A 26798-nucleotide genomic window follows, 5' to 3' on the forward strand; every position below is an offset into this window, starting at 1 on the left:
CCGCATTGACAAAGCGGGAATGACCGTATTTTAATCACGCTCAAGATATGAGCATATCTGCTCGTCTTGTTGACATGACTTCGTTCGTCGAAGGGCAATAGCGCCCCACAACGCCCCGGTTTCCGGGACCCGCGTTGTGGGATTTTTTATTTTTGGGGTTTCGATGCAAGACGTCGTGAAGATCGGCATTCTCTACTCGACCACAGGGCCATATGGCTCGCTTGGCCGCGAGGCCCGGCTCGGCGCCGAATTCGCGCTTCACGACTATCACCAGAATGGCGGCGGGAAGGCAGAGCTCGTCTTCTTCGATCCGCATGCCGACCTTGCCGCCTATCTCGAAGGCGCGCGCAGCCTGATGCGTGATAGCGGTTGCCGGCATATTGTCGGCACCATCACCTCGGCCGCCCGCAAGGAAGTCATCCCGCTGGTCGAGAAGCATGATGGCCTGCTTTGGTATATGTGCCCCTATGAGGGGTTCGAGGCCAACGAAAACGTCATCTATATCGGCGCATGTCCGAACCAGCATCTCATTCCGTTGTTCGAACATCTCATCCCTCGCCACGGCTCGAGACCCTATCTCGTCGGGGCGAATTACGTCTGGGGTTGGGAAATGAACCGGCTCGCCCGCGAGCTGATCGTCAATGCCGGCGGGACTATTCTCGGCGAGCGCTATCTGCCGCTGGAAGAGACCGCGGTCGAGCGTATCATTGCCGATATCGCCGAAAAGCGGCCGAGCTTCATCCTCAACAATCTGATCGGCCCGTCGAGCTATGCCTTCCTCGCTGCCATCGGTGAACTCGGTAAGCGCGACCCTCACTTCCTGCCGGAAAACTGCCCGGTTGCGAGCTGCGATCTGACGGAATGCGAGCTGGCCGATATCGCAGGTGGGGCGGTGGGACAGCTTTCGGCGCTTTCCTATTTCGACGGTCTGAACTCCAGCGAGAATCTTGCCTTCAAATCCCGCCTCAACGCATGGCGCCCGGAAATCGGCAAGGTTTCCACCATCTTTGCCAGCTCCTATACCGCCGTCGCCCTTTGCATCGCCGCGATCGAAGCCTGCGGCAGTGACGATCCCGTTATGGTCAGGCAGGAAGTCGTCTCACGCTCATGGCCGTCAGTTCTTGGTGACCTCGTTGTCGATCCGACGACAAACCACGCCGCGCTACCCTTCTATCTCGGGCGGATTAATGCACAGCAGGGATTCGATCTCATCGCCTCGGAGCAGGCCATTCCCGCCGATCCCTATCTGATCACCAGCAGGCAGAAGCCTGCCCGGCATCTTCGGGTGGTGCAGTCATGAACGGCACGCCCAATTTCGCCGGATGGCACGTCACGATCCTCGCCGAGGAAGATACGAATACCGAGAGGCTGAACCGACAGCTCATCGTTCTCGGCATGCGGGTGAACCGCCAATGGAAGCCCATCGCGACAGGCGATCTGCCCGATGTTGTCATCGTTGACGTCGACCGTGGCTGGGATGAGCTCATCCCGTGGAGTGGCGACAAGCCGCTGCGGCCCGTGGTTGCCGTGCTCGGTTCGGAAGCGCCGGGCCGCATCGCCTGGGCCATGCGTCAGGGTGCCGGCGCGATCATTCCGAAGCCGGTGATGGCATCGGCCGTCTTCCCCGCGCTTGTGCTGGCGGTCTCCATCCATGAAGAGCGCATCAAGGCAGCCGGCCGCATCGCCCATCTGGAGGAACGCCTCAAGCTGCGTCCAGTCGTCTATTCTGCGATCGAGAGGCTGAAGGCCGAGCGTCACATCGACGACGAATGCGCCTATGCCATATTGAGAAACTGCGCCATGCGCCGCCGTCTCCCGGTCGAACAGATCGCCGCCTTCTTTCTCGTCGGCTCCGAAACCCTGTCCGAGGTCGGCTGATGCGGGTGCTCAAGGAACTTTGCCGGCAGCCCGCGGGGCTGTTCGGTCTCATCATCGTCGTGGCCGTCGTCGCGATGGCGCTTGCCGCACCATGGCTTGCGCCCTTCGACCCCGATAATCAGATGTTCGATGGCCTTACGCTGGAGGGTGCGCCGATACCGCCGAGCGGCCAGTTCCTGCTCGGCACCGATACGCTCGGGCGTGATCTTTTTTCGCGGCTGCTGTTTGGGGCGAGGACATCATTAATCATCGGTCTGGTGGCCAATGGCGTTGCGGTCGCGATCGGCCTCTTCGTCGGCGTCATGGCCGGCTATCTGCGCGGCTGGGCCGGCAGCGTGCTGATGCGCTTTACAGACCTGATGATGGCCTTTCCCGCATTGCTGCTGGCCATCGTGCTCGCCGCGATCCTGAAGCCCAGTCTCTGGATCGTCGTCATGGTCATCGCGCTGGTAAATTGGGTCCAGGTGGCCCGTATCGTCTACACCGAAACCCGCGGACTGGTGGAGCGGGATTTCATCATGGCCGAGCGGGCGCTTGGCGCTGGTCGCATCCGTATCGTCATCCTGCATATCTTGCCGCATCTCGTGCCCACGGCCATCGTCTGGGGGACACTCGGCATCGCCACGACCGTTCTTCTGGAAGCGACGCTCTCGTTCCTGGGCGTTGGGGTTCAACCGCCACAACCGTCCTGGGGCAACATCATCTTCGAAAGCCAGAGCTATTTCCAGGCAGCCCCCTGGCTCGTCTTCTTCCCCGGCGCAGTCATTCTGCTGACGGCTCTTGCCTTCAATCTCGTCGGCGACGCACTGCGCGATATTCTCGATCCGACCCAGCGGGGTAGAGGCTGATGCTGAACGTTCTCGCAAAGCGCCTCGTTCAATCGGCACTCATCCTTCTCGGCGTCGCCGCCATCACCTTCGTCCTGCTCTATGCGCTGCCGGCGGACCCGGCGCGCATGATCGCCGGCCGCAGCGCCACACCGCAGACGGTGGACAACATTCGCCGCGAACTTGGCCTCGACCAATCGCTCCTGACGCAATTCCTGCACTATCTGAACGGCCTGCTTCATGGCGATCTCGGGCGTTCCTATGCCCAGAAGACGCAAGTTATGACGCTGATCCTGGCGCGTCTGCCGGCCACGATCACCTTGATGGCCGCGGGCATCTTCGTCGAGGTGCTGCTCGGCCTGACGCTCGGCATCATCGCAGCGCTCGATCGCGGCGGCCCAACCGACCGTCTGGTGATGGCCTCCGCATTCGTCGGGGTATCTGCGCCGCAATTCGTCGTGGCATTGCTCCTGCTCTATCTTTTCGCCGCGACGCTCGGCTGGTTTCCGATGAGCGGTTACGGCAGCTTCTCCAATATCGTGCTGCCGGCCGCCACGCTCGGGTTGCTCGGCGCCGGCTGGTATGCCCGCATGGTTCGCTCGGCGATGATCGACGTGCTGAACCAGGACTTCATCCGCACGGCACGCGCAAAGGGCCTGTCCGGACGCCGCATCATTCTGCGCCATGCGTTGCCCAACGCGATCCTGCCCATCATCGCCATGATCGGCATCGATATCGGCCAGTTCATGGGCGGCGTTGTGGTGGTGGAAGCCGTCTTCGGCTGGCCGGGGATCGGGCAGCTTGCGTGGCAAGCGATCCAGCAGGTCGACATCCCGATCATCATGGGCGTCACGCTCACCTCGGCGCTGGCCATCATTCTCGGCAATCTCGTTGCCGACCTCATCGCACCGCTTATCGATCCACGTATCCGCTCGCATTGAATCATACCAAGAAGGGGAACTAACCTATGTTCAAAAGCTGGTTACTCAGAGCGACGACAGCCGCCGTCCTGGCCTTTATGCCATTGGCGGCTCACGCATCCGATCAGCCCAAGCAGGGCGGCGACATCATCGTCACCTACAAGGACGATATCACGACGCTCGACCCGGCCATCGGCTATGACTGGGTGAACTGGTCGATGATCAAGAGCCTGTTCTCGCGGCTGATGGACTATGAGCCCGGTACGGCAAAGCTCGTCCCGTCGCTCGCCGAAAGCTTCACCGTCTCGCCCGACGGCCAGACCTATACTTTCAAGCTGCGCACGGGTGTGAAGTTCTCGAACGGCCGTGAGGTCGTCGCCTCCGACGTCAAATATTCGATCGAGCGCGCGGTCAATCCGAAGACACAGGGTCCCGGCGCCGGTTTCTTCGGCGCGATCAAGGGCTATGACGATATGTCGGCCGGCAAGGCCGATAATCTTCCGGGCATCGAAGCGCCTGATGCAAGCACAGTCGTCTTCCATCTGAGCCGCTCGGATGCGACCTTCCTGCATGTGCTGGCGATCAACTTCGCCTCCGTCGTGCCCAAGGAGGCCGTCGAGGCTGCGAACGGCGATTTCGGCAAGAAGCCGGTCGGCTCCGGCACCTTCGTCCTGAAGGACTGGACTATCGGCCAGAAGCTCGTCTTCGAGCGCAACAAGGATTATTTCGCCAAGGATGTTCCGCACGTCGACAGCTTCACCGTCGAAGTCGGGCAGGAGCCGCTCGTAGCGCTGCTGCGACTGCAGAAGGGCGAGGTCGATATCGTCGGCGACGGCATTCCGCCGGCCAAGTTCCTGGAGATCAAGAATTCTGCCGATGGCGCAAACATGATCGTCGACGGCGAGCAGCTTCACACGGGCTACATCACGCTCAACACCAGGATGAAGCCGTTCGACAATCTGAAGGTCCGCGAAGCGGTCAACATGGCTGTCAACAAGGACCGCATCACGCGCATCCTGAATGGCCGTGCAACGCCGGCAAACCAGGTCCTGCCGCCGCTGATGCCGGGATACGACAAGTCGTTTCAGGGCTTTGCCTATGACGTGAAGAAGGCCAAGGCCCTGCTTGCCGAAGCAGGCTATGCCGATGGCTTCTCGACGGTGCTCTATTCCACCAATACTGATCCGCAGCCGCGCATCGCCCAATCAATCCAGCAGGATCTGGCAGCCGTCGGCATCAAGGCTGAAGTACGCGCGCTTGCGCAAGCCAATGTTATCTCCGCCGGGGGCACCGAAGGCGAAGCGCCGATGATCTGGTCCGGTGGCATGGCCTGGATTGCCGACTTCCCGGATCCGTCGAACTTCTATGGCCCGATCCTCGGCTGCTCCGGTGCCGTTCCCGGCGGTTGGAACTGGTCGTGGTATTGCAACAAGGCCCTCGACGAGCGCGCCGTCGCCGCCGACTCCATGTCGGACCCGGCCAAGGTCGTCGACCGCCAGGCTGCCTGGGGCAAGATCTTCACCGACATCATGGCGGATGCTCCATGGGTGCCTGTGATCAACGAGCGCCGCGTGGTCGCCAAGTCGCCGCGCATGGGTGGTTCGGGCAGCATCTATGTCGATCCGACCCGCGTCATCAACTACGACGCGATCTTCGTGAAGCAATAAGTCAAAGAAACCAAGCCATCTCCCTCGCAGTGCGCGGGGGAGATGATCGCCAGCGGATTTGAACCCGGAGACTATCATGTGCATCGCCTGCACCCACACCATTCATCGCGCACAGCATAATTTCGGCTGGAACAAGGACTTTCCGCCGGCGCTGACGGCCAAGGCCGGCGAAACCATCCTGTTCGAATGTCTGGATTCATCGGGCGGGCAGCTGGGTGCCGACGCTACGCTGGAGACGCTTGCAAATCTGGATTTCGGCAAGATCAATCCGGTCTCCGGTCCGGTCTATGTCGAGGGTGCTCAGCCGGGTGACGCTCTCAAGGTGACGATCCGCAAATTCCACCCGAGCGGCCACGGCTGGACGGCGAATATTCCCGGCTTCGGCCTTCTGGCGGACCAATTCAAGGAACCGGCTCTGCACGTCTGGAAATACGATAGCGTGACGATGGCGCCATCGGCATTCGGCCCGGGCGGTCGGGTGCCGCTCAAGCCATTTGCCGGCACCATCGGTGTCGCGCCCGCCGAGCCTGGTCTCCATTCCGTCGTGCCGCCCCGTCGCGTCGGCGGCAATCTGGACATTCGCGATCTCACGGCGGGCGTCACGCTCTATCTCCCGATCGAAACCGAAGGCGCGCTCTTTTCCGTCGGCGACACTCATGCTGCCCAGGGTGATGGCGAAGTCTGCGGTACGGCAATCGAGAGCCAGATGAATGTGGAACTGACCCTTGATCTGGTCAAGGGCGCAAACCTCAAGACGCCGCGCTTTACGACAACCGAGCCGGTGACGCGGCATCTCGATGGTGCCGGCTACGAAGTGACGACGGGTATCGGCCCAGATCTGATGACCGGCGCACAAGAGGCGGTCATGCGCATGATCGATCTTCTTACCGCCGAGCACGGCCTTAATCCCGTCGATGCCTACATGCTCTGCTCGGTTTGCGGAGATCTGAGGATCAGCGAAATCGTCGACATGCCCAACTGGGTGGTCTCCTTCTACTTTCCAAGGATCGTCTTCGCGTGACCAGTCAAAGCGACCGTCCTGCGGTTCTCTCCGTCCGCAATCTGAGCGTCGATGCCAGAACGCCAGAAGGGTTGAAGCGCATCCTCGACGATGTGAGCTTCGACCTGGAGCCGGGCAAGACGCTGTGCCTTGCGGGCGAGTCCGGATCGGGAAAGTCGGTGACCTCCCTGTCGATCATGGGCTTGCTGCCCAAGGCTTCGCTCAAGGTCGCATCCGGCGAGATCCTGCTGGAAGGCCGTAATATCGTCGGCATACCGCATCGCGCACTTCGCCAGATCCGCGGCGGTGAAGTGGCGATGATTTTCCAGGAGCCGATGACCTCCCTTAATCCCGTGATGACAATCGGCGAACAACTCGTCGAAGCCATTCGCGAACATCAAGCCGACACCGCCGGCAGCGCCGTGCAGATTGCCAGGTCGATGCTGGATGCGGTCCAGATCAACGACGCAGCCAAACGGCTGAAGCAATATCCGCATGAGCTTTCGGGCGGCATGCGCCAGCGCGTCATGATCGCGATGGCTCTGTCCTGCCGTCCCAAGGTGCTGATCGCCGACGAGCCGACCACGGCGCTCGATGTTACGGTGCAGGCACAGATCCTCACGCTAATGCGCGAGCTTCGCAACGAATTCAACACCTCGATCCTGCTAATCACCCATGACATGGGCGTGGTGGCTGAAATGGCAGATCGCGTCGCCATCATGCAGCACGGCCGCATTGTCGAGCAGGGCGATGCGCTTGCCATCTTCGGTACGCCAAGCCAGACATACACACGCGAATTGCTGGCTGCGGTGCCGCGTCTCGGCGCGCATGCCGGCACCGATGAGCCGCCGCGCGTTTCGGACATGCCAAAGAAGGCGACACCAGCCGCTGGCTCCATCCTTGAGGTGGAGAAGCTGAGCGTGACCTATGGCGCAAAAGCGGGATTGTTCGGCAGGGGCGCAAAAAACGCACCGACCGTCAACGAAGTCTCCTTCGCGATCAAGGCGGGGCAAACGCTCGGGTTGGTCGGGGAGAGCGGATCGGGCAAGTCCACAACGGGCAAGGCGATCCTCAGTCTTATCGCTTTTTCAGGCAGCGTGAAAATCGAAGGCCGCGAGACCAGCGGTCTCTCCCCTTCGAAAATGCAGCCAACGCGTCGTGCCGCGCAGATGATATTTCAGGATCCCTACGCTTCGCTCGATCCGCGGATGAGCGTCGGTTCGGCGGTAGCCGAGCCCCTCGTCATCCACAATGTCGGCAATGCCTCCGAACGAAAAGACCGCGTCGCAGCACTGCTGAAGCGCGTCGGGCTGACGACAGACGCTGCAAGCCGTTATCCTCACGAATTCTCGGGCGGCCAGCGCCAGCGCATTTGCATCGCGCGGGCATTGGCACTCGAACCGAAACTCATCGTGGCCGACGAAAGCGTTGCAGCACTCGATGTATCGGTTCGGGCGCGCGTGCTGGATCTGATGCTGGAGCTGCAGGAGCAGATGGGCCTCGCCTATCTGTTCATTTCTCACGATATGGCTGTCATCGAGAAAATGTCGCATCATGTCGCTGTCATGCGCGGCGGCCGGATCGTTGAGATGGGCACGCGCCGACAGGTGTTCGAAAATCCCAGCGACAACTATACGCGAGACCTCATGGCCGCGGTTCCGGTCCCCGATCCCGCTTATTATCGGATGAGGCGCTGAGCGATATTATATTTTTGTCTGGATGCGTTCAGCGGGCCTTGCCCTTGGTATCGACATTGTCGGGGGCAATACGTGCCGATCGGCGCAACTGTCAGAACCGCGTCATTTCCTGCTTCACCTTTTCGAGGAAGCGCCCTCTCGTTTCGTCGGTCGAGCGGTTCATGTCGTAGTGAGCAAGGAAGACGACCGGAGCGAAGGGCTTGATCTGCGCCCGCAGCACACGCTTGACGATCTTTTTCGGCGGATTGCCGGCGATGAAGGCGCGGAACGGATCGGCGCCATAGGTCAGCACCGCGCCGAGCTTGCGGATATGCCGCAGCTTGGAGCGCACCTTGCCGTCGACGAGTTCGAAGGAGACGCCGGGAAGCCAGACCCGGTCGAAATAGCCTTTGAGAATGGCCGGAAAGCCGAAATTCCAGACCGGCGTGACGATCACCAGAGCCTCGGTGCGCTCCAGCCGCTCGACATAGGGCTTTAGCGCCTCCGTATTCTCGGGATAGTCATGGTAGATCAGGCGATCATGACGGGACAGCACGGGGTCGAAACCCTCGGCATAGAGATTGCAGTCGTCGACCTCATGGCCGGCGGCCTTGAGGCTCTCGATGGTCTGGCGATGCAGCGCACCGCCAAAACTTTCCTCGACCGGATGCGAATGAAGGACGAGAACCTTCATGAGGCCTCCATCAGTGCCGCCAAACCCGGGAAGAGGTAGTTCTTGCCGGATTTGAAATCGAAGTCCGGATTGTCCCAGGCGATCATCTTGCCGGGGTTGAGCAGGCCCTTGGGATCGGTCTCCTTCTTGAAGGCGAGCTGGACGGCATCCGTCTGCTTCATGCCGCCTTCCTCGAGGGTATAGCGATGCGGATTGAAGATCGGGCAGCCGTGGTCCTGGTGGATTTTGATAATTTCTTCAAGCCGCGCCTCGGAGGTGTAACGCACCAGCGGCAGGCCGGCGCACTGGATCTGGCCGTCAAACCTGATGAATTCGAGATGGCCGGGCACTTCGTCGCCGAAGAGCTCGACCATCTTCTGCACCTTGGCGACATGATCTGGCCCCGGATACTGCACCTGCAGATAGGTAATCGTTGGATCGACCTTGATGGCCCGCAGCGTCGTGTGGTTCCACGCGAGCTCGTAGGCATGCGGGATGCCCTTCATGCTCTCCACCTTGTCGGAGCGGAAGGTAATCTCGCCCCTCTGCTGCGCGGCGAAGGCTACGAAGGGTTCCATCGAGTGCGGCGCGATCATCAGCGCCACGACCGACTGTCCTTCGCGAATATAGGGCTTGTGGCGGGTGAAATATTCGTGCGGAATGGGGGCTGCGATCGGCGCGATTTCCTTGACGAGGATGCCGTTGCATTTGGCGAGCGCGTCGGAGAAGCGCACGGCGTCCATGAAATCGTCATAGCCGACCAGCACGTCCACCCAGTCATAGGCGGGGGCGAGCGGCATTTCGATCTCGGTGATGATGCCGTTTGTGCCATAGGCATGGCTGACCTTGGTCAGGTCCCAGCCGGTGAGATCGAGAACGCGCGGCTCGGCCTCCATCGTCACCACGCGCAGGCGCAGGATATTGCCGAGATCGCGCAACCCGCCCCAGGTGATGGAGCCGACGCCGCCGGAGCCGCCGGCAATGAAGCCGCCGATCGTCGCCGTTTGGGCGGTCGAGGGGTGGAAACGCAGTTCTTGGCCGGAATGGGCCTTGGTCTGGCGGTCGAGCTCGGCGATGACGATGCCGGGTTCGCAGATGACGCGGCCGGGATGGATTTCCTTGATCCTGTTCATGGCGGCGAGGTTGAGCACGATGCCGCCGGAGAGCGGCATGGCCTGGCCGTAATTGCCGGTGCCGGCGCCGCGCGGCGTGACAGGCACGTCATGCGCATAGGCCACCTTCAAGGTGCGGATCACCTCTTTCTCGGTCTTCGGCGTGACGACAAGATCGGCGGTGACATTGTCGAGCTGCGCTTTCAGGATCGGCGAATACCAGTAGAAATCCCGGCTCTTCTGGCGCACGAGCGCCGGATTGTCTTCGACGGCGATGCCTTCGAGTTCCTTCTTGATGCGCTGATAATCCGGCATGTTAAGCTCCAATGACGCTGTCGAGTTCACGATAGTCCGGCAGGCTGCGGTCGATCACCTTGCCCTTGCGAAGGACGACGCGGTCGGACTGTGGGCGAGAGAGGAATTCGCTCCAGCGCCGGGCGCTGAAAAGAACGAGATCGGCCGGGCCACCGACGGCGATGCGGCCGATATCGGGGCGCCCGAGGATGCTGGCAGGCGAGGTGGTGACGACTCTCGCGGCCGTGTCCAGCGGATGATCGAGATGCAGGATACGCACGGCCTCGCGGAACACTTCGACCGGATCGAGGTCGCCATAGGCATAGAAGGGATCGCGGGTATTGTCGGAGGAGACGGCTGTCGGCACGCCGGCGGCGGCAAGCTCGTGCAGCAGGGTGACGCCACGCCAACGCGGCGTGCGGCCGGGATGGCGGTCCTGCAGATACATGTTGCACATCGGCAGCGAGACGATGAAAATCCCGGCCTTGGCGACGAGATCGATGGTGGCGCGGGCGACATCCTCATCCTGTCGGGCGAGTGAGCAGCAATGGCCGGCTGTGACCTTGCCGGTAAAGCCATTGCGCAGCACGGCCTCGGCGATCGCCTTCAGCGTCAGCACCTCTCTGTCCTCGGTCTCATCGACGTGCAGATCGATGTCGAGGCCGTTGTCGGCGGCGGCGCGGATCAGCTTGTCGAGCTGCGCGTCGAGATCCGGGTTCATCTGCGTGACACCGCCCATCAGGCCACCGGCATCACGCACGACGCTTAACAGATCCGCGAAGAAGGCATCGTCGACCATGCTGTCGAGCGGGAAGAGGGCGACGGCCTGCAGCGCGATCTTGTCCCTCCAGGCCTCCCGGACCGAGGTGAAGACCTCGAAGGAAATGCGATGCTGCGGCGCCAGCGAATCCAGATGGGTGCGGATCAGGCCGGTGCCGTGGGCGTAGGCCGAGCGAAGCGAGAATTCCATGCGCCTGCGTACATCATCGGCCGACCAATTGGCTTCGCGGTCGGTGCGCACGGCATCGAGCGCGCCCATGAAGCTGCCGTCCGGATTGGAACGCCGCTCCCATATGTGGCCCTTGTCGAGATGGGTGTGCATGTCGACGAAGGTCGGCCAGACCATGCCCTCTCGCATATCGACCCTGGCGAACTCGGCGGGTGCAGCGCCAGGAGGCAGGATATCCTTGATGAGGCCGTCGGCGACGACGATATCGGCCTTGACCAGCCCTTCGCTGGCGGTTCCGCGAAAGCCGGAGAGTGTCACGGCGGGAACGGTGGCATTGCTCAGCACGAAGCGGGCAGCATTCGGCGGCGACATGAAGGCGTGGGACATCAGTTCTCCCGCTTGAGGCTGCTCTCATGCCAGCGATGCAAGCTCAGCCATGAGATGAAGGAGGTGAAGGCGAAAATGGCGACGCCGAGCGCCGACAGCAGCAGCAGCGCCGCGAACAGGCGCGGCATGTTCTGGCGGTACTGCGCTTCGAGCAGGCGGAAGGCGAGGCCGGAATTGGGCCCGCCGGAGCCGGCGGCGAATTCCGCGACCACGGATGCGATCAGCGACAGGCCGCCACCGATTCTAAGCCCGGTCATGAAATAGGGCTGGGCGGCCGGCAGCTTCAAATGCAGCAGCGCCTGCCAGCGGGATGCGCCATAGAGATCGAAGAGGTTGAGCAGGTTATGATCGACGCTCTTCAATCCCTGCACCATGTTGGACAGGATCGGGAAGAAGGCGACGAGGAAGCCGCAGATCAGGAGCGCTGACTCGCGCGTCGGCGCGTAGATCAGGATCAGCGGCGCGATCGCCACGATCGGCGTCACCTGCAGAATGACGGCGAGCGGATAGAAGGCAAGCTCGATCCAACGCGACTGCACGAGGAAGATGGCGAAACCGACGCCGCCGATCAGCGCCAGCACCAGCGAGATGAAGGTGATCTGGGTCGTCACCCACAATGCCGGCCACAGGATGCCCCAGTCCGAGACGAGCGCCTTGGCGACGGCAATCGGGCTCGGCAGGATATATTGGGGAATGTCGGCGCCGACGACGAGGAACTGCCAGAGGACGACCAGGACGATGACGGTCAGGATCGGCACGGTGACGCCGAGCGCCCGTTCGGCATTTCTCTTTCTTGCCGCCGCGGCCGGTGCTGCATGGGGAAGCTCGGCTGAGAGATGGGCGGGCAGGTTGGTGCTTTCGCTCATCAATGGGCCTCCGGCCAGCCGATGGCCTCGATCAGGGAGAGGGAGACTTTCTCGCAGACCTGCCGGTATTCTTCCGACGAGCGATAAAGCGGATCGCGCTCGCCGCTGGTCACAAGCGGGAAATCCGTGTGGACGCGGCCAGGACGCGCCTTCATGACGACGATGCGGTTGGAGAGATAGGCGGATTCATAGACGGAATGGGTGACGAAGATCACGGTAATGCCAGTCGTCTGCCAGAGGCGCAGAACGTCATCGTTAAGCTTCTGGCGGGTAATCTCGTCGAGCGCGGCAAATGGTTCGTCCATCAAAAGCAGCTTCGGCTTGGTGATCAGAGCCCGGGCGATCGAGACACGCATTTTCATGCCGCCGGACAATTCCCGCGGATAGGCCTCGGCGAAATCCTGAAGGCCAACGGTTTCGAGGGTCTCCATGATTTGCTCGTAGGCTGCTGCCTTCGATACCCCTTGGAGTTTCAAGGGAAGATGCACATTGCCGAACACGGTTTTCCAGGGCAGCAGCGTTGGCTCCTGGAAAACGAAGCTGATATCGCCGTCCGGAAGGCCCTTGGCATTGATGCGCGAACTCGGCCAGTCGATCCTGCCACCGGTTGCGCCGCCGAGGCCGGCGATAATCCGCAACGCCGTCGACTTGCCACAGCCGGAAGGCCCGAGCAGGCTGATGAACTCGCCGCTCTCCACATTGATCGACATGCCGGAAAGCGCGAGCGTGCCGTTCGAGAAGACCTTGGAGACCTGCTCCATGACGACAAGCGGCCGCTTGCGGGCTTCGGCTTTGGTGATCGTGGTTACGTCAGACAGGGTCATCGCTCGGCTCTCTGTTGATCCACCCTCCCCTTGATGGGGAGGGTCGGAGCAAAGCTCCGGGGTGGGGTGATCCTTCGAATTCCCGGGTCGTCACCCCCACCCGCCGCTTTGCGGCGACCTCCCCCTTCAAGGGGGAGGTACCAAGACTTACTTCTTCAATCCCATTCCAAACCCCTTGCAGACGAACTGCGGATCGAAGGCCTTTTTGTAGTCAATGTCGGCGTCGAACACCTTGATCTGCACCATTTCGTCGAAGAACTTCTTGTAGTGAGCGTCGGTGATACAGCCGATGCCCTTGTCGAGGGCGTCGCCGGACTCGACGATGCCGTACTCCTTCATCTTGGCGACGGAATAGGCGATCTGGCCGTCCGTCATGTCGGGATTGTCCTTCTTGATCAGATCGTTGGCCGCCTTGTTGTCGCCGTAGAGATAATTGTACCAGCCCTCGATCGAGGCGTTGACGAAGCGCTTCACCAGATCCGGGTTCTTCTGAACCAGCGCGGTCTGCGTCGTGATCATCGTCGAATAGGGCGAATAGCCAGCGTCGGCGATGAGGAAGACTTTCGGCTTCCAGCCCGCCTGCTTCTCTATTTCATAAGGTTCAGACGTGAGATAACCCTGCTGGGCCGATTGCTTGTCAGCAAGGAACGGTGCGGGGCTGAAGTTGTAGGGCTTGAACTGCTCGTCCTTGAAGCCCGGGAAGTTCGCCTTCATCCATTCGAAATAGGTGATGTAGCCGTCCTTGCTCATGAACAGGCTCGGCAGCTTGGCAAGATCCTCGAACTTCTCCACGCCGGCATCCGGGTGGGCGATCAGCACCTGCGGATCCTTCTGGAAGATCGCCGCGACATCGATGATCGGGATGCCCTGCTTCACCGCGTCGATTTCCTGCTGGGGGCCACCCATGTAGAAATCGATCTTGCCCGAGATCAGCAATGCCTGATTGGCGGCGTTCGGGCCGCCCTGGACGATGGTTACGTCGAGGCCGTATTTCTTGTAGGTGCCGTCGGCAACGGCCTGGTAGAAGCCGCCATGTTCTGCCTGGGCGAGCCAATTGGTGCCATAGGTCACCTTGTCGAGGGCATTTGCCGGCTCTGCCGCAGCGATGGCAGCCGAGAGGCCGATGACGGCGAGAAATGCTTTGATCTTCAATGCATTGGACATGGCTGACTGTTCCCCTTATCTGCCATGGGACGCCGCCAGTGACGCCCATTTTCTGCATTTGAGCGATTGCCTTGCGCTTTGAAAAGCATCAAAATTCGTGCGCATTGATGCCTTTTAGGCATCTGTTCCCGGGTCTGTGCCTAAATTGTGCGGCCTGGGTAAAATTTATGCAATGGGGATGCGCATGCTGCACTCGAGACGGCTTCTTTACATCCATGAAATCGCCCGCTGCGGCTCGATCCGCAAGGCGGCGGCGCGGCTCAATGTGGCATCATCGGCGATAAACCGCCAGATTCTGGCGCTGGAGGAGGAGATGGGGGCCCCGCTCTTCGAGAGGCTGCCGCGCGGCCTGCGGCTGACGGCGGCGGGCGAGCTCTGTATCGAGCACATCCGCGAGGTGTTGAAGAACTACGAGCGGCTGGAGGGGCGCATCCGCAGCCTCAAGATGCAACAGGCCGGCAAGGTTCGAATGGTGGCGACGGTTGGGTTGGCGTCTGGGCCACTGCCGGAGATCATCGCCCGCTTTCTTTCCGAACATCCGCGCGTCTTCATTCAGCTGCGCAACGATTCCGGCTCGACGACAATGGCGCCGGTGCTTTCGGGTGAAGTCGATATCGGCCTTGGCTTCAACATACCGGCGACGCCTGGCATCCGCTCACTCGGCAATTTCGATATTCCGATCGGCGTCGTTCTACCGCCCGGCCACCCCCTGATAGGGCCGGGACCGATCAACCTTGCCGACGTCGTGGAAGAGCGGTTGCTGCTGGCGCAGCCGGGCACCAGCCTCAGGGATGTCATCAATCTGACGCTTGCTCGCCTTTCCGTGCAGGTCGAGCCGGTGCTGGAAAGCAGCGCATCGGAAATGCTGAAGCAGCTGGTGAAGTGCGGAGCAGGGCTGACGCTGCTCAATCCGCTCGATGTCATTACCGAGTGTCGGCGCGGCGAATTGGTATTTCGGCCGATCGCTGAACCGCATTCGCGGCCTCAGCCGATGAAACTATTCGCCCGCACACGAGCGTCGCTCGACGCCGCCACCAGCCTTTTCGTCGAATATCTGCTCGCCGAACTGGCCGGGATGGTCGAAGAACTGCAGGCAAAGGGGCATATCATGCCGCCTTCGGAGCGCCGCCGCGCGGATGCCTATTTCGAATAGAGGTTGGCGAGTGGATAGTCGCGCAGATCGCGCAGCATTTCGATGAAGCCGGCGACCTCGTGGCGGCAGATGAGGGCGCCTTTTTCCGCGGTGCCGTTGGCGGCATTGCCGACGACGCCATTCGGGTTGAGGTCGTGCGCGATCCAGGCGAGCGAATGCGGCGGCAGCGGCTGTAAATATTTGGAATGCGCCTTCATCCATTCCGCCTTGGAGGCGAAGTTCTCAGCCTTGTCCATCCGCACCAGCTCGGGGCGGAAATGTAGCATCAGCGAGGTTTCGACGTCGCCGCCATGGATGCCGAAGCGCTGCTCATGCTCATCGATCATGCCATCAGGCGTGCCGAAGCGCGTCCATTGGGTAGCGACGACGGCCATTTGATAGCGCACGCGCAGCTCGCGCGCGACGATGCCCATGATATCGAGATTGCCGCCATGGGAATTGACGATCACCATCTTGCGGATGCCGGCCTCGGCGACCTTCGCACCGATCGCGGTCCAGACCGGGATCAGCAATTCGGCACTCAGCGACAGCGTGCCGGGACCGTAGATATGCTCATTGGCCTTGCCGATCTCCTGCGTCGGCAGCACGAGGAAATCCAGATCCTCCGGACGCTGAACCTTCAATTCCGCCAGCATGCCTTCGGCGATCGCGACATCCGTTGCGATCGGCAGATGCGGGCCGTGCTGCTCCGTCGAGGCGATCGGCAGGATGGCGATCGTGGTGTCGGGCGAGAGACCGGCGAAGTCATAGGTGTTGAGTTCGTTCCAGTAAAAGGGCTTTGCCATTGCCGTGTCCTCGCGTCAGCATTCGTGAGTAACGGATACGGCAAGCATGATGACGGTGAAAAGCATCAATTTGCGGCCGTGCCGCTGCCTTTTTGCGTGCGCTTGCGATGCGGGCCGTCGCAGGTTGGCGTTGACCAACTTTCCGGGGTTGTTGTGCTTCTCGCAATTGTGCAATGCTTTCGCCGCGGCGGGAGATCCAGGCAATTGGGAAGCAGCATGGCATGAGCGTAGCGGACTTGGAGAGCGGCGGCAGTCCGCGCAAGCGGAGCCTTTATGAGGAGCTTCACGGACGGCTGAAGGCTGAGATCCTGGAAGGGGCTGTGCCGGAAGGCATCGTGCTGACGGAGGCCGCCCTTGCCGGTATCGTCGGCAGCAGCAGGGCGCCGGTGCGGCAGGCACTGCAGATGCTCGAGGATGACGGGCTGATCAATCGTTTCGATGGCCGTGGTTTTGTCGTCGGTTCCTCGGGAACGCCGCCGAAGCGGGCGAACCTTGCCGACTATCTCGGCAAGCTGATCGAGACGGACGCCCGGCCAATGTTTGCCTGGCAGGCACTTTACGAAAACGTTGAACGCATCGTTGTTTATCGTTCTTTCTTCGGGCGTTGCCGGATCAATGAAAACGAGCTCGCGCGGCATTTCGGAGTCGGCCGGGCGGTAGCGCGCGACGTGGTCTTGAAGCTTGAAACGCTGGGGATTACCGAGAAGGACGATAATTTCCGCTGGTCGATCGTCCCGCTCGACAGCCAGCGTATTCGCGATCTCTACGAGGTGCGCGAGCAGATCGAACCGCTAGCGCTCGCAAGTGCCCTTGGCAGCCTCTCGGACGATCATATCGACGCGATGCTGGCGCGGCTCTCGAAAGCGCTTGCCGACTATCCGGATGTTTCGGCTTCGACCATGTACGAGCTGGAGCTCGACCTTCACCTTCGCAGCCTGCAGGCCTGCCCGAACAAGGAGTTTCTGAACATCCTCAAGCGCACCCATTGCATCCTGACGCTCAGCAAGCATGTCGTCGGCAGCCGCATCAAGAGGCCGGAATATGAGCCGTTTCTCGCTGAGCATATCGGCGTATTCGAGATGATGATGAAGCGCGACAAGGAGGGGCTGCGCAAGGCAATGCGCGACCACATCCGTGGCTCGCAGCCGAATGTCCAGGCACGTGCTGCCTATATTCGCGAGCACTATCAGCCGGATGACTATAGTTTTATCACCTAGAGCATCGGCCTGAGATCAGGTTATGGCGCCGACCTGCCACGGCACGAATTCATTGTCGCCATAATCGAAGGTTTCGCTCAGCGTCTTCTTGCCCGAGGCGACAGCAATGATGTCCTCAAAGATCCGCTCGCCGGCCGCCTCGATCGTATCCTCGCCGCTGACGATGTCACCGCAATTGATGTCCATGTCCTCACGCATGTGATTATACATCTCGGTATTGGTGGCGATCTTGATGCAGGGCGCCGGCTTGAAGCCCGAGACCGATCCTCGGCCCGTCGTGAAGCAGATGACGTTGCAGCCGCCCGCGACCTGGCCGGTAACGGCAACCGGATCGTAACCGGGCGTATCCATGAAGACGAAGCCGGGCTTGTCGACGATCTCCGAATATTCATAGACGGCCTTCAACGGCATGGTGCCGCCCTTGGCGACTGCTCCGAGCGACTTCTCCAAAATGGTCGTGAGGCCGCCGAGCTTGTTGCCGTAGGAGGGGTTGTTGTTGAGTTCGGCATTGTTGCGGCGCGTATAGTCGCGCCACCAATCGATCCTCGAGAGCAGTTTTTCGGCGACATCAGGCGTTGCCGCCCGCCGCGTCAGCAGATGCTCCGCGCCGTAGATTTCGGGTGTTTCGGCAAGAACTGACGTGCCACCATTGCGCACGAGAAGATCGGAAGCATAGCCGAGCGCCGGATTGGCGGAGATCCCGGAATAACCGTCAGAGCCTCCGCATTCCAGCGCAAGCTTGAGGCCCGAGAGTGGCTGCACGGTTCGCTTGGCGGCGTTGACCCCCGGCAGCATGTCACGGATCATTTCGGATGCGGCGGCAATCGTCTTGCGCGTGCCGCCGAGATCCTGAATGGTCATGGTGCGCAGCCGGTTCCCCTCTTCGAGCTTGTAGTGCTCAAGGATGGGCGCGATCTGGTTGGTTTCGCAGCCAAGGCCGATCATCAGGATGCCGCCGAAATTCGGATGGCGGGCATAGCCCTGCAGGGTCCGCGCCAGATAGCGATAGCCCTCGGAATTGGTGTTGATCGCGCAGCCGCCGCCATGGGTGAGCGCGACGACGCCGTCGACATTGTCGAAGCCTTCGAGGCCGCCCGTGCGGTTAAAGTGTTCGGCGATGTATTTCGACACGGTGGCTGAGCAGTTGACCGTGGTGATGATGCCGATGAAATTGCGGGTACCGACGCCGCCGGCGCCGCGATCGAACCCCATGAATGTGCGACAGTCTTCGCGCGGCAGCATGCCCGGTTCTTCGATGTCGACGCTGAACTGGTAGGGATGGTCGGATTCGATGACGGCGAGATTCTGCAGATGCACGTGGCCGCCGGCTGGAATGAACTGCGTCGCCACGCCGATCGGCTGGCCAAACTTGCGGATTTCCTGACCGGCCGGGATATCGCGTACAGCTACCTTGTGTCCGCGCGGGATCTGATCGACGGCGGTCAATCCCTCGATGCCTGTCGGGTTTCCGGCGCGGATCATGGCGCGGGCAACGGCGACGTCGTCAATGGAGTTGAGGAGGATGACAGGTGAAACGGCGGCTGACATAAGCGATTCCGTGAGGTTGGATTAATGTCTATTGCTAGCAATAGACAATTATTCGGGGGAAGGCGTCAAGCACGATTGGCACTTGTGGCTAAGTTCTATCCATCAGTTGTGCGGCTGGCGGGCGAGCCACGCGCTAAGATCCGCCTCTGCCCGCTCGAGTGCGCTGTGATTGAGCAGCTTTCGCAGAAGCGCGACAGCCACGGCCCGAGCCCGCAGATTGAACCGGCCATCATCGCTCTGGCCGCCGAGTGGCTGATAGACGCCGAGCTTGATGTAGAGCTGCTGTAGCCGGTTCTGCACGCTGCGAACCGAGAGATTGCGTCTCTGCGCAATTGCCCGGTCGGTAAGGCCGAGCGCGATGTCGACAAGGATCTCATATTCGGCCTCGGTAAAGCCGTTGATGTTGCCGAGGCTCTTTTGCTGCATGCCGCGGACTTCGCGATCGATGACGCATTGGCTCTCGATGAAGATGCTGCGAAGCGCGAGTTTCAGCCGGTCGTCGGAGGCCGACTTCAGGACGTAGCCGTAGACGGCACCCATCGGCACGATGCGCGACACACCACGCACATAGGCTTCATCGGAATAGTTGGACCAGAACAGGATCCGCGTCTCCGGCCGCTCCTTCCAGATGGTACGGGCGGCCTCGATGCCGTTGCGCTCGCTCATCTGCAGATCCATGACGACATGGGCCGACTTGCAGTCGCGCGCCAGCCGTTCGCCGGCATTGCCGTTTTCAGCTTCCAGCACGCCGTCGCATTCGGGCAGGGCGGCGCGGACGGCCTCGTTCAGATAGGAGCGATGCAGGGGATCGTCCTCGATGATCAGGACCTTCATGCTGCTGCTCCTCCGGCCGCTTGCGGCTTCGCGGGGAGGCTGACACTGACGAGCGTGCCTCCCGATGCGCTCGCGGCCTTGACGCCGAAGCGCGCCGAGATCAGACGCGCCCTGGTCTTCATGTTTTCGATGCCGCCGCCGGATGGCCTGCGGGCATTACCCAGCCCCAGGCCATCGTCGACGACCTCTATGGTAACGGCCCCCTCGGCGGCTTTCAGGTGAACCATGATGTTACCCGCCTGCGCGTGGCGGATGGCATTGTTGATGGCCTCCTGCGCTATGCGGAAGAGTGCGATGGTGACGGGCTGTTCGAGACAATCGATGGCGCCGGCGGTCTCGTCGTTCAGGGTCCATGCCAGTGTTGCTCCGCTTTCCTGGATCGAACGCTCAAGGTGGTTTTCCACCGCCTGGGCGAAGCCGAAGAGCTGCAACACCGAGGGTTTGGCCTCCTCGATGATCTGGCGAAGGTCGTGCATGCTGTGCTGCAGACCCCTGAACAGCGGCTCAAGCGCTTCACCGGTGACGTCAGGTTGGCGTGCCAGCCGCTCCAATCGCCGCGAAAGGCGGGTGAGATCGGCGAGAATCTGGTCATGCAGATCCATGCCGATGCGCTGGCGCTCCGCCTCAAGCGCTTCCGTCAGCTTCAGTGCGCCGAGCCGCAGGCCCTCTTCACGGGCGCGTGCCTCCGCCTCGACGATGGCAGCCCGCTTTGCCTGGTCGGCAGCGCGGATGGCGAAGAAATGCGGTGCCAGCAGATCGGCGATCTCGCGCGCGCTTTCGACATCCCGCATGTCGTAGAAAGCCATCTGGTGGCTGGAGCAGGAAAGCGCACCGATGACATGGCCCTGCACTTTCAGGGGAACATGCAGGCGGCTGTGCAGCGATTGATGGAAGATGGGATGGGAGAAAGCGCCCTGAAAATGGAATTGCGGATCGCTCCAGGCATCATCGGTCAGCAGATAGTCGGTTTCACCCCAGAGAAGCGAGCGAATGGGGCTGTTGTTGACGGGCGCCGGGAAGCGCTTTCCCCAGTCTGTCTCCAATCCGCTTTCGTAGGCCGTATGGAATTTCTCATCCACCAGGATGATGCAGACGTCGAGATGATCATGCGGAATGACATGGCTGATCTCTGCCGCGACCGCCTGGATGACGGAGTGAAATTCCAATCGCCCGGCGAGAAGCCTTGAAATGTTAAGGTAATGGTCGAAAACCGATTGTGGCGCCAGATCGCGCAAGGTACGCCCTCCCAGGCATTGCGCCGACCTATACTCCTCCGGCCAACGCAGCATGCAAATTTCCGACTCTATTAAGCGCCGATCAATGCGGTTCGTCTTGCGGACTTGCGCATTTTTTCTGCGGGATCCCGCAAGGCCTTGCCCTTTAAGCGCCTGTACAAGCGTCACAATCTCCGACATCCTGTTTGTACTGACAGGGGAACCTTCAGTGCAAATATTATTTTCGACCGATCGTTGAGGAGCGCGCTCGAAAATCTTGGCCTGGAACGGGAAGTACAGGCTCTTTGGGAGGAAAAAATGAATATTACCAAGATGCTTCTGGCATCCGCCGTCATCGCATGCGTTGCCGCGCCGGGTGCTGCCTTTGCAGATACGTCATCCAAAAAAATTGCCCTGTCGAATAACTATGCCGGCAATTCCTGGCGCCAGGCCATGCTCACCAGCTGGCAGAAGGTGACCGGCGAAGCCGTGAAAGCAGGCGTCGTTGCAGCCGCCGATCCGTTCACGACGGCCGAGAACCAGGCGACCGAGCAGGCAGCCCAGATCCAGAACATGATCCTGCAGGGCTACGATGCGATCGTCATCGATGCCGCGTCTCCAACCGCGCTGAACGGCGCGATCAAGGAAGCCTGCGACGCCAAGATCGTCGTCGTTTCCTTCGACGGCATCGTCACCGAACCCTGTGCATGGCGCATTGCCGTCGACTTCAAGGGCATGGGCGCAAGCCAGGTCGAATATCTCGCCAAGAAGATGCCGAAGGGTGGCAATATCCTCGAAATCCGCGGGCTTGCCGGCGTTTCCGTCGATGATGAGATTTCCGCCGGCATTCACGATGCGGCCGCGAAATATCCGCAGTTCAAGATCGTCGGTTCGGTCCATGGCGATTGGGCGCAGGATGTCGCCCAGCGCGCCGTCGCAGGCATCCTGCCGAGCCTTCCCGATATCGCCGCGGTCGTGACGCAAGGCGGTGACGGCTATGGCGCTGCGCAGGCCTTCGCGGCGGCAAAGCGCACCATGCCGACCATCGTCATGGGCAACCGTCAGGATGAACTTGCCTGGTGGAAGAAGGAAAAGGACGCGAGCGGTTACGAGACCATGTCCGTCTCGATCGCGCCCGGCGTCTCGACGCTCGCCTTCTGGGTCGCCCAGCAGATCCTCGATGGTCAGGACGTGAAGAAGGATCTGGTCGTGCCGTTCCTGCGGATCGATCAGGACAATCTCGAAACCAACCTTGCCACCACCCAGGCCGGCGGCGTTGCCAACGTCGAATACTCCCTTGACGATGCGAAGAAGGTCATCGCCACGGCGAAGTGATCGATATTCCCAAGCGATTAAAGGCCGGCACCACCGATGAGATGGTGCCGGCCACACGCAACGCCCGACCGGACGATCCATGATTGCAGCCAAAGACAACTCTTCGATAAAGCAAGACCCCGTCCGGCCGGCAGTGGTTTCCGCCCGTGGCGTCAAGGTGCATTTCGGCGCCGTCAAGGCACTCGATGGTGCCGACCTGACTGTCCATGCCGGGGAATGTATCGGGCTCGTCGGCCATAATGGCGCCGGCAAGTCGACGATCGTCAATGTCATCAATGGCGGTCTCAGTCCGCATGAGGGCTCGATCGCCTATGAAGGCGACGACAAGGTGCATGGCATCAACGCTGCCCGTGCGCATGGCATTCGCTGCGTGTTCCAGGAACTGTCGCTGGCGCCGAACCTCACCGTTGTCGAGAACATGCGGGTCGTCCACCGCGGCCTTGCCGGCTGGAGCTGGCGCCGGCAGGCGGCCGCGGTCATCCGCGCCAAGCTCGACGAGATTTTTGCCGGTCACAAGATCGATGTGATGCGCACCGTTGGCGAGCTCTCCATCGCGGAACGGCAGATGGTGGAGATCGCGATCACCTTTTGTGCTGTCGGCGAAAAGCCGAAGCTGGTCATTCTGGACGAACCCACATCTTCGCTCGATGCCGGTCTCGCGGCGCAATTGATGGCCTATGTCAGGACCTTCGTCCAAGCCGGTGGCGCAGTGATGTTGATCTCGCATATTCTTGGCGAGATCCTGTCGACCGCGAGCCGTATCCTTGTCATGAAGGATGGCCGTGTCGTCGCCGATCGCGCCGCCCAGGATTTCAGTGTGCACAGCCTCGTCCAGGCGATGGGCAGCGTCGTCAAGGAACAGGATCGCAAGCGCGGTGGCGGGGAGAGCGTCGCGGCAGCGTCCATCCTGGCGCTGCCTGCGCGAGGCGGCAAAGGGCTTGCCTTCGAGGCCCGCAAGGGCGAGGTGATCGGCCTTGCCGGTCTCGCGGGCCATGGCCAGACGGACATGCTGCTCGATCTGCACCGCTCCCTGTCGAACAACTGGCTGCCGGGCAAGCACAACAATATCACCTTCGTCGCCGGTGACAGAAGCCTGAACGGCACCTTTCCGCTGTGGAGCATTCTGAAGAACCTCAGCATCGCATCGCTCGGTGATCTCTCGGAGAAGTACCTCGTCAACAGGCGGCAGGAAAACAGTCTCGGGGCTGATTGGAAGGCGCGGATCGAAATCCGCACGCCAACGATGGAAAACGGCATCCTGTCCCTTTCGGGCGGCAACCAGCAGAAGGTTCTGTTTGCCCGTGCGCTGGCCACGACAACACCGATCGTGCTGATGGACGATCCGATGCGCGGGGTGGATATCGGCACCAAGCAGGAAGTCTATAGAATTCTCAGCGATGAGGCAGCGGCAGGCCGCACCTTCATCTGGTATTCGACCGAGATGGATGAGATCCGGCTTTGCGATCGCGCCTATGTCTTCCGGGACGGCGCCATTGTCGCGGAGCTGGTCGGTGAGCAAATCACGGAGGAAAATGTGCTGGCCGCTTCTTTTGCGGGAGAGGGCGCATGAACCGCCCCTCCGCCGCTACCTTGCGTCTGCTCATCCCGGCGCTCTCGCTGGCTGTTCTGCTCATTGCGGTCTTTTATCTGCAGCCGCGCACCATGAGCTATATCGGCCTCAACCTGCTCTTCAATCTCGCCGTGCCGATTGCGCTGGCGACCATCGCGCAGATGATGATCATGTCTGTCAACGATCTCGATCTGTCGATGGGAACCTTCGTTAGCTTCACCGCCTGCGTGGCGGCGACCTATCTGCAGTCCTCCCCGCTCATTGGCATCCTCATCCTTTTGGTGGCGATTGCCGTCTACGCTGTTATCGGCGTCGTCATCTACATCAGGGATCTGCCCTCCATCGTCGTGACGCTCGGCATGAGCTTCGTCTGGGGTGGTCTGGCGGTCCTGCTGCTGCCCGCTCCAGGCGGCACCGCACCCGATTGGGCGCGCTGGCTGATGACCTCCAAGCCGCCGCTCGTTCCTATGGCGATCGTCGCAAGCGTCGTCATCGCGCTGATTTCCCATCTGATCGTCATGCGTTCTTCCTTCGGCGTGTTGATCCGCGGCGTCGGCGGCAATCAACGATCGCTGCAGCGTGCCGGCTGGTCGGTCGTCGGCTTGCGGGCCGCAGCCTACGCATTGGCAGGCCTTTTCGCGGTGCTGGCCGGGATTGCGCTCGTCGGGCTAACGACCTCGGCAGATGCGAATATCGCTCTTCGCTACACATTGCTGTCGATTGCCGGCGTCATCCTCGGCGGTGGCGAGTTCACCGGCGGTCGCATCTCGCCGATTGGTGCCGTCATCGGCGCGCTGACGCTGACCCTGGCGGGCTCCTTCCTGTCGTTCCTGCGGATTTCGCCGGACTGGCAGATCGGCGCGCAGGGCGCGATCCTGATTATCGTGCTCGCCCTGCGGCTCTTGCTCAATCGCGTCGAAAAGCGGGAGAAACAATCATGATCGCTCTTCGCGCGCTCGGCCGGAAGCCCTGGATCTGGTCCTTCGTCGCCGCCATCCTCGTGTGGATTATTACCGTGCTTTTCACCGGCGGTGCCAGCTCGGTCGGCTTGTCGCAGGCCGCGCTCACCTTTGCCGCTTTCTCTGTCATCGTCGGCATCGGCCAGATGTTCGTCATCACGCTTGGTCCCGGCAATATCGATCTTTCCGTGCCTGCCACAATGACGCTTGCAGGCACGATTGCGCTGAAGCTCATGAATGTCGAGGACAGCATGATCGTGCCCGGCCTTCTGGTCTCGATCCTGATCGGTCTCGGCATTGGCGTCGGCAATTATGCGCTCATCAAGCTGCTGCGCATTCCGCCTATCATCGCTACCCTGTCGATGAGTTTCATCATCCAATCGGCCGCCATCTGGAGCAATCGCGGGCTGCGCATCAAGCCGCCGGAGCAACTGGCTGATTTCACCACCTCCGGCGTGCTCGGCATTCCGAACATCGCCCTTGTCGCCTTGCTGTTATCGGCGCTTGCCTGGCTGCTGCTCGAAAAGACGATCTACGGCCGCTGGATCTCGGCAATCGGGCAGAGCATGTTTGCCGCGCGCATGGCCGGCATCCCCGTCGACGGAACGCGGCTGGCAACCTATGTGCTATGCGCCGTCCTTGCCTCGATCTGCGGCTATCTTCTCGCCAGCTTTTCCGGTGGTGCTGCCCTCAATATGGGTGCGGAATACCTGCTCATGTCGATCGCCGTCGTCATCATCGGCGGCACGGCGGTCGCCGGCGGAGATTCGAACGTGCCCGGCATATGGGGCGCTTCCCTCTTTATGTTCCTCGTCGTCTCGATGCTGAACACATACGGTTTCGGCGCCGGCCCGAGGCTCATTCTCACCGGCTTCATCATCATAGCCGTCATTCTCGTCGCTGGCGGCCGTCCCGTCGGCGGGCGCTGACACTGATCCCCAGCAGTTTTTACAGGACAATAGCAATGCCAAACGACGCCCCGTCCGTTTTCGAAATCTACGATATGCGTTTCCGCAACCTTGTGGTTCCGAGCGCCGGCCTGGAAGAACTCTATTCCGATTGCCGTTGGGCCGAAGGACCGGTCTGGTTCGCAGACACCGGATGCCTGATCTGGAGCGATATCCCGAACGAACGCATGTTGCGCTGGGTACCTGGCGGCAATGTGTCGGTCTTTCGCGCGCCCTCGAATTTCGCCAATGGCAATACGCGTGACCGCCAGGGGCGATTGGTTTCGTGTGAACACGGCGCCCGCCGGGTGACGCGCACCGAAATTGACGGCTCAATCACTGTTCTTGCGGACAGCTACCAGGGCAGGCGGCTGAACTCCCCCAACGACGTTGTGGTCCACTCGGACGGATCGGTCTGGTTCACCGATCCGACCTACGGCATCATGTCGGATTACGAAGGCTACAGGGCCGAGCCGGAACAGGCGACGCGCAATGTCTATAGACTCGATCCCTCGACGGGAGATCTGCAAATCGTCGTCGACGATTTCCGCCAGCCGAACGGTCTGGCCTTCTCGCCGGACGAGACGAAGCTTTATGTGGCCGACTCCGCCGCGAGCCATGATGCCAGCCTCCCGCGGCACATCCGCGTGTTCGACGTCGTCGACGGGCGAAAGCTCGCCAATGGTCAGGTCTTCTGCAACATCGACGCCGGTATTCCGGATGGCTTCCGCGCCGATATAGACGGCAACATCTGGACGAGCGCCGGTGACGGGGTGCATTGCTTTGCCCCCGATGGCGCCTTGATCGGCAAGATCAAGATCCCGCAGACGGTCGCCAATCTCACCTTCGGCGGCCCCCGCCGCAACCAGTTGTTCATCACCGCCACGAAGTCGCTTTATCGCGTCTATACCGCGGCGACGGGTGTGCAGGCGCCTTAAGGGTTTCGTCCGGTATTTTGCTGCCGGGACGCCGACGGGTTTAGAGCACTTCCAGGAAAAG

At 61.1% G+C, this 26798-nt stretch carries 24 protein-coding genes; 14 read left to right on the forward strand and 10 right to left on the reverse strand.

Annotated features, from left to right (window positions below; all coding sequences use genetic code 11):
• The first annotated feature begins 163 nt into the window (after window positions 1–163).
• From A6U86_RS14060 to A6U86_RS14090, 7 genes are all read left to right on the forward strand, one after another.
• Window positions 164–1300, forward strand: coding sequence for a transporter substrate-binding protein (locus tag A6U86_RS14060; RefSeq protein ID WP_068392055.1), 1137 nt, complete (start codon window positions 164–166; stop codon window positions 1298–1300).
• Complete coding sequence (locus A6U86_RS14065) at window positions 1297–1878, forward strand: ANTAR domain-containing response regulator (RefSeq protein WP_068392058.1); 582 nt, start codon at window positions 1297–1299, stop codon at window positions 1876–1878. The genes A6U86_RS14060 and A6U86_RS14065 overlap by 4 nt, the downstream gene beginning before the upstream one ends.
• Window positions 1878–2726: an ABC transporter permease gene (locus tag A6U86_RS14070; RefSeq protein WP_068392061.1), complete on the forward strand. Its 849-nt coding sequence runs from the start codon at window positions 1878–1880 to the stop codon at window positions 2724–2726. Before A6U86_RS14065 ends, A6U86_RS14070 begins: the two co-directional genes overlap by 1 nt.
• The gene (locus A6U86_RS14075) at window positions 2726–3646 is read left to right on the forward strand and encodes an ABC transporter permease (protein ID WP_068392064.1); all 921 of its coding nucleotides are present in this window, start codon (window positions 2726–2728) and stop codon (window positions 3644–3646) included. Before A6U86_RS14070 ends, A6U86_RS14075 begins: the two co-directional genes overlap by 1 nt.
• Before the next feature lie 26 nt (window positions 3647–3672).
• Complete coding sequence (locus A6U86_RS14080) at window positions 3673–5292, forward strand: ABC transporter substrate-binding protein (RefSeq protein WP_068392069.1); 1620 nt, start codon at window positions 3673–3675, stop codon at window positions 5290–5292.
• A 76-nt stretch (window positions 5293–5368) separates the two neighbouring features.
• Window positions 5369–6313 carry an acetamidase/formamidase family protein gene (locus A6U86_RS14085; RefSeq protein WP_068392072.1) on the forward strand — a complete coding sequence of 315 codons (945 nt, stop codon included), beginning with the start codon at window positions 5369–5371 and terminating at the stop codon, window positions 6311–6313.
• Window positions 6310–7989, forward strand: a complete 1680-nt coding sequence (locus A6U86_RS14090; RefSeq protein ID WP_068392075.1) for an ABC transporter ATP-binding protein — start codon at window positions 6310–6312, stop codon at window positions 7987–7989. Before A6U86_RS14085 ends, A6U86_RS14090 begins: the two co-directional genes overlap by 4 nt.
• A gap of 91 nt (window positions 7990–8080) precedes the next feature.
• Here A6U86_RS14090 and A6U86_RS14095 read toward each other — a convergent pair whose 3' ends face one another.
• The 6 genes from A6U86_RS14095 to A6U86_RS14120 form a co-directional block, all read right to left on the reverse strand.
• Entirely contained in the window at window positions 8081–8662 is a 582-nt protein-coding gene (locus A6U86_RS14095; RefSeq protein WP_068392078.1) for an NAD(P)H-dependent oxidoreductase, read from the reverse strand.
• A complete protein-coding gene (locus tag A6U86_RS14100; RefSeq protein ID WP_068392081.1) occupies window positions 8659–10068 on the reverse strand; it encodes an FAD-binding oxidoreductase in 1410 nt (469 codons plus the stop codon). Before A6U86_RS14100 ends, A6U86_RS14095 begins: the two co-directional genes overlap by 4 nt.
• A gap of 1 nt (window position 10069) precedes the next feature.
• Window positions 10070–11383 carry a cytosine deaminase gene (locus A6U86_RS14105; protein ID WP_068392084.1) on the reverse strand — a complete coding sequence of 438 codons (1314 nt, stop codon included), beginning with the start codon at window positions 11381–11383 and terminating at the stop codon, window positions 10070–10072.
• Window positions 11383–12249 carry an ABC transporter permease gene (locus A6U86_RS14110; protein WP_068392087.1) on the reverse strand — a complete coding sequence of 289 codons (867 nt, stop codon included), beginning with the start codon at window positions 12247–12249 and terminating at the stop codon, window positions 11383–11385. The genes A6U86_RS14105 and A6U86_RS14110 overlap by 1 nt, the downstream gene beginning before the upstream one ends.
• Window positions 12249–13073 (reverse strand): ABC transporter ATP-binding protein, encoded by an 825-nt coding sequence (locus A6U86_RS14115; RefSeq protein ID WP_068392091.1) that lies wholly within the window; start codon window positions 13071–13073, stop codon window positions 12249–12251. The genes A6U86_RS14110 and A6U86_RS14115 overlap by 1 nt, the downstream gene beginning before the upstream one ends.
• 147 nt (window positions 13074–13220) lie before the next feature.
• Complete coding sequence (locus A6U86_RS14120) at window positions 13221–14237, reverse strand: ABC transporter substrate-binding protein (protein WP_068392094.1); 1017 nt, start codon at window positions 14235–14237, stop codon at window positions 13221–13223.
• Window positions 14238–14421: 184 nt separating this feature from the next.
• On the opposite strand from A6U86_RS14120, the gene A6U86_RS14125 reads away from it, so the two are divergent.
• A complete protein-coding gene (locus A6U86_RS14125; RefSeq protein ID WP_068393916.1) occupies window positions 14422–15390 on the forward strand; it encodes a LysR substrate-binding domain-containing protein in 969 nt (322 codons plus the stop codon).
• Here the strand turns inward: A6U86_RS14125 and A6U86_RS14130 are convergent.
• Window positions 15378–16175, reverse strand: a complete 798-nt coding sequence (locus tag A6U86_RS14130) for a creatininase family protein (RefSeq protein WP_068392096.1) — start codon at window positions 16173–16175, stop codon at window positions 15378–15380. The two genes, A6U86_RS14125 and A6U86_RS14130, sit on opposite strands and share 13 nt — an antisense overlap.
• Window positions 16176–16396: 221 nt before the next feature.
• Here A6U86_RS14130 and A6U86_RS14135 point away from each other — a divergent pair, with 221 nt between their 5' ends.
• Window positions 16397–17392: a GntR family transcriptional regulator gene (locus A6U86_RS14135; RefSeq protein ID WP_083196881.1), complete on the forward strand. Its 996-nt coding sequence runs from the start codon at window positions 16397–16399 to the stop codon at window positions 17390–17392.
• A 15-nt stretch (window positions 17393–17407) separates the two neighbouring features.
• Here A6U86_RS14135 and A6U86_RS14140 read toward each other — a convergent pair whose 3' ends face one another.
• From A6U86_RS14140 to A6U86_RS14150, 3 genes are all read right to left on the reverse strand, one after another.
• Window positions 17408–18940 carry a UxaA family hydrolase gene (locus A6U86_RS14140; RefSeq protein ID WP_068392101.1) on the reverse strand — a complete coding sequence of 511 codons (1533 nt, stop codon included), beginning with the start codon at window positions 18938–18940 and terminating at the stop codon, window positions 17408–17410.
• 102 nt (window positions 18941–19042) lie between these two features.
• Window positions 19043–19774 carry a response regulator transcription factor gene (locus A6U86_RS14145; RefSeq protein WP_068392104.1) on the reverse strand — a complete coding sequence of 244 codons (732 nt, stop codon included), beginning with the start codon at window positions 19772–19774 and terminating at the stop codon, window positions 19043–19045.
• The gene (locus A6U86_RS14150) at window positions 19771–21009 is read right to left on the reverse strand and encodes a sensor histidine kinase (RefSeq protein ID WP_068392108.1); all 1239 of its coding nucleotides are present in this window, start codon (window positions 21007–21009) and stop codon (window positions 19771–19773) included. The genes A6U86_RS14145 and A6U86_RS14150 overlap by 4 nt, the downstream gene beginning before the upstream one ends.
• A 297-nt stretch (window positions 21010–21306) precedes the next feature.
• Here A6U86_RS14150 and A6U86_RS14155 point away from each other — a divergent pair, with 297 nt between their 5' ends.
• The 5 genes from A6U86_RS14155 to A6U86_RS14175 all read left to right on the forward strand — a co-directional run bounded on the left by A6U86_RS14155 (window position 21307) and on the right by A6U86_RS14175 (window position 26737).
• On the forward strand, window positions 21307–22323 hold the full coding sequence (locus A6U86_RS14155; protein WP_068393917.1) for an ABC transporter substrate-binding protein: 1017 nt from the start codon (window positions 21307–21309) through the stop codon (window positions 22321–22323).
• Between the two features lie 79 nt (window positions 22324–22402).
• Window positions 22403–23893 carry an ATP-binding cassette domain-containing protein gene (locus A6U86_RS14160; RefSeq protein ID WP_068392111.1) on the forward strand — a complete coding sequence of 497 codons (1491 nt, stop codon included), beginning with the start codon at window positions 22403–22405 and terminating at the stop codon, window positions 23891–23893.
• Window positions 23890–24834 carry an ABC transporter permease gene (locus A6U86_RS14165; protein WP_068392114.1) on the forward strand — a complete coding sequence of 315 codons (945 nt, stop codon included), beginning with the start codon at window positions 23890–23892 and terminating at the stop codon, window positions 24832–24834. The genes A6U86_RS14160 and A6U86_RS14165 overlap by 4 nt, the downstream gene beginning before the upstream one ends.
• The gene (locus A6U86_RS14170) at window positions 24831–25781 is read left to right on the forward strand and encodes an ABC transporter permease (RefSeq protein WP_068392117.1); all 951 of its coding nucleotides are present in this window, start codon (window positions 24831–24833) and stop codon (window positions 25779–25781) included. The genes A6U86_RS14165 and A6U86_RS14170 overlap by 4 nt, the downstream gene beginning before the upstream one ends.
• Before the next feature lie 35 nt (window positions 25782–25816).
• A complete protein-coding gene (locus tag A6U86_RS14175; protein ID WP_068392121.1) occupies window positions 25817–26737 on the forward strand; it encodes an SMP-30/gluconolactonase/LRE family protein in 921 nt (306 codons plus the stop codon).
• Window positions 26738–26798 lie beyond the last annotated feature (61 nt).

Origin of the sequence: Rhizobium sp. AC27/96 (genome assembly GCF_001692325.1) — a bacterium.
Classification (GTDB): Bacteria; Pseudomonadota; Alphaproteobacteria; order Rhizobiales; family Rhizobiaceae; genus Rhizobium.